Raw genomic sequence first — 791 nt, forward strand, 5'->3', positions numbered from 1 at the left:
TGAGCCACGTGGTCTCACCGACCATGCCCACGTTCGACGTCGAAAAGCCGCACCGGGAGCCGACCGGCCCGCCTCCGGCGGAGGGCGAGTTCGGCTTCTGGTTGCAGCGGTGGACGTTCACCGAGCACACCGGCACCCACCTGGACGCGCCCGGGCACGTGATCGGCGGAGGCAGGACCGTCCCGGAGATCCCGCCGCACGAGCTGGTCGCCCCCGCGGCCGTCATCGACGTCCGGGACCGGGCGGCCGAGGATCCCGACACGGTGGTGACGGTGGACGACGTGCTGGCCCACGAACGGGTCCACGGGCCGATCCCGCCCGGGGCGGCGGTGCTGATGAACTCCGGCTGGGACGCCCGGTGGACGCGGGGCGACGAGGCCGTCCGGGGCGTCGGCGAGGACGGGAGCTGGCACTTCCCCGGGTTCGGTCCGGAGGCGTGTGAGTTCCTCGTGGCGCGGCGCGGCGTGGCCGGGGTCGGGGTGGACACCCTGAGCACCGACCCGGGGAACTCGACGGAGTACCCGGCACACGAGGTCGTCGGTCGAGCCGACCGCTGGGGCCTGGAGTGCCTGCGGGGTCTGGACCAGCTGCCGCCGAGCGGGGCGACGATCGTGGTCGGCGTGTTCCCCGGCCAGGACGCCTCGGGCGGCCCCTGCCGGGTCCTCGCGCTCTGGTGAGTCAGGCCAGGCGGTCAGCCGGTGTGCTTGTGGTGCTTGCCCGTCACCGGCTTGGCGCGCGGCGCCGGCGCGCGGCGCGCGTCCGACCGGCCCGCCTCGAAGGCCCGGCGGTCA

At 75.2% G+C, this 791-nt stretch carries 1 protein-coding gene; it reads left to right on the forward strand.

Annotated features, from left to right (window positions below):
* On the forward strand, window positions 1–677 hold a 677-nt coding region (locus D471_RS0109345; RefSeq protein WP_017598378.1), incomplete at its 5' end, for a cyclase family protein.
* Window positions 678–791: the final 114 nt, after the last annotated feature.

It is taken from the genome of Nocardiopsis lucentensis DSM 44048 (genome assembly GCF_000341125.1).
Lineage (GTDB): Bacteria > Actinomycetota > Actinomycetes > Streptosporangiales > Streptosporangiaceae > Nocardiopsis > Nocardiopsis lucentensis.